Raw genomic sequence first — 2,298 nt, forward strand, 5'->3', positions numbered from 1 at the left:
TCCTTGTCGCCTCGGTGCTGAACGCCGCGCGGCTGGCGCGCTGGCGCGGGCTGGCGGCGCGGGCCGAGGGGCTGCTGCTGGTGCTGCACGCGGCCTATGGCTTCGTGCCCTTGGGCTTCGCGGCGCTTGCTGCGGCGGGCGCGGGCCTGCTGCTGCCCGTCTCGGCGCTGCACGTCCTGACCGTGGGCGTGATCGCGACGATGATGCTGGCGGTGATGACGCGGGCCACGCGCGGCCACACGGGCCGGGCGCTGACCGCATCCGGCTGGACCATGGCGTCCTACGGGTGTCTGTTCGCCGCCGCCCTAGCCCGGCCCCTGGCCGATCTGACCGGCGCGATGGGGCTGATGGAGGCCTCGGGCCTGCTGTGGATCGCGGCCTTCGGCCTGTTCATCGCCGAGCACGGCGGGATGCTGCTGCGGGTGCGGCGGCAGCCCCGCGCGGCAGCGGCCTGAAGGCCGCGCGAGGCCTAGAACAACGCCCGCGTCTCGATCCGCGCGGGCGTCCAGGCCGGTTCCCAAGTCAGCACGACGCCGGCCTCGGTGATGCCCGGCACGGCAAGGACCGCGGCCTCGGCGCCCTGGCGCAGCATCTCGGACAGGGGGCAGCCGCGCGTGGTCGTGGTCATGATGACGTCGGCCCGGCTGCCCCGGACCGTCACCTCGTAGATCAGCCCCATCGTCACCAGGTCGTGCCCGGTTTCCGGGTCGATGATCCCGCGCAGCGCCGCGACGACGGCGTCCCGGTCAGCCATGCTGCACCGTCCCGTCCGGCCCGCCCGAGCGGATCATCAGCCTGTAGGACGCCCCGTCGGGCGCGAAGTTGCCGGCCCATTCGTGGCCGCGCTGCGCCAGTTCGGGGAACAGGAACATCGGCTCTCGGTCCAGCAGCGCGAACAGGACGTCGCCCGCGGGCAGGGCCGCCAGCGCCTCGAGGATGCGCACCATCGGTTCGGGCGGCATCAGCCCCGACAGATCCAGCGTCACCGAGGGATCGGGCCACAGCGCGGCCCCCGGGGCCGAGCCGGGGGCGAGGTCCTCGGCCGGGGCGGCATCCGCCTGCGGGGTAAAGAGAACCTCCCACGCGCCGTCGGAGCGGCGGCGGTCGCGGACGTCGAAGCCGCGATTGGCCATGACGCCGAACAAGGGCGCGGGCCGGAACGGTGCGATCAGCCGCAGCGCCTGTCCGGGCCGCAGCCGGTCGGTGGCGGCCATGATGGCGGCGAAGGGCTCTTCGCCTCGGGCAAGCTGCGGGCGGACGTCAAGCTCGAGCGGGTCGGGTGTTGTCATGAGAGGAACCTTGCAGGGAAACGGGAAGGATCAAAGGGGGCAGTCGGTCGGGCCGGCGCGCGGGATCAAGGTGGCGCAACCGGCGGATGGCGATGGCTTCGCGGCCGATGCCCAGGGCCGCGGCCAAAAGGATGAGGGCAGCCAGCCGGAAGCCGGCGGCGTGGCCCAGGGCCAGGGCCAGGGCGCCGCAAAGAACGCCGAGGCACCACAGGGCAAGCATCCGGCCGGCGGCGCGGGCATCGGTCAGCTCCGTCACCAGCGGCACCGGGCGGCGGCCGATCTGGGACGCGAAGACCTGTATCCATGTCAGGAACGACACGATCTTGACCATCTGCGACAGCGTCAATGTGGACAGCCATCCGACCAGGGCCAGGAAGACCGCCACTTCGGCCCATTGTCCGCCCCACAGGAGGGCCGGGCAGGACAGAAGGGCGGACAAGGCGAGGAAGGCCAAGGCGGCGCGGCTCCATCGCATGTTCACCTCGGGCTGCGGCCGGCGGCGGCTGCGCCACAGGCGGCGGATCTCGGCCAGATAGAGGATGGCGGTCGCAGCGGCCGCAAGCGCGACCGGCAGGCCCGCAGGCAGGGCCGCACGCCCGGCAAGCGACGGGACCGCAAGCCCGATCGCCATGGCCAGCGCAAGCGCCGCGCCGCCGAACACCGCCCGGCGCAGGGGGCCGTCGCCCTCGGGCGCCAGCAGGAACATCGCGAACAGCTTGTAGCTGACGCCGAAGGCCGCCAGCGACAGGAAGCCTCCCGCACCAAGCAGGATGTGGAACGGCAGCGCCCGGGGAACGGCGACGGGCAGCAGATCGTATCCCGCCAGGGCAGCCGCCATCGCCGCGCCCGTGATCCACAGTCCCGCAAGCGCGCCAAGGGCCAGGATGACCATCCGCCCCTCGGGCTCGCGGAAGGCGCGGGCGGCGACAAGCGTCGGCACCAGCATGGCGGCCGCCAGCGCGAAGCCCGCCGCCAGCACCGCCGGCGCCAGGGCCAGCGCGCCCTGCCC

Annotated in this window: 4 protein-coding genes; 1 reads left to right on the forward strand and 3 read right to left on the reverse strand. The window is 73.5% G+C overall.

The features are described from left to right. On the forward strand, positions 1-455 hold a 455-nt coding region (locus J0F76_RS20510; protein ID WP_207472309.1), incomplete at its 5' end, for an NnrS family protein. Between the two features lie 14 nt (positions 456-469). Here the strand turns inward: J0F76_RS20510 and J0F76_RS20515 are convergent. From J0F76_RS20515 to J0F76_RS20525, 3 genes are all read right to left on the reverse strand, one after another. Beyond that, positions 470-754, reverse strand: a complete 285-nt coding sequence (locus J0F76_RS20515) for a metal-sulfur cluster assembly factor (protein ID WP_207472311.1) — start codon at positions 752-754, stop codon at positions 470-472. After that, positions 747-1,289, reverse strand: coding sequence for a DUF2249 domain-containing protein (locus J0F76_RS20520; RefSeq protein WP_207472312.1), 543 nt, complete (start codon positions 1,287-1,289; stop codon positions 747-749). Before J0F76_RS20520 ends, J0F76_RS20515 begins: the two co-directional genes overlap by 8 nt. Continuing rightward, a partial coding sequence (locus J0F76_RS20525; RefSeq protein ID WP_207472313.1) for a hypothetical protein occupies positions 1,261-2,298 on the reverse strand: 1,038 nt, incomplete at its 5' end. The genes J0F76_RS20520 and J0F76_RS20525, both read right to left, overlap by 29 nt.

Source organism: Paracoccus fontiphilus (assembly GCF_017356265.1).
Lineage (GTDB): Bacteria > Pseudomonadota > Alphaproteobacteria > Rhodobacterales > Rhodobacteraceae > Paracoccus > Paracoccus fontiphilus.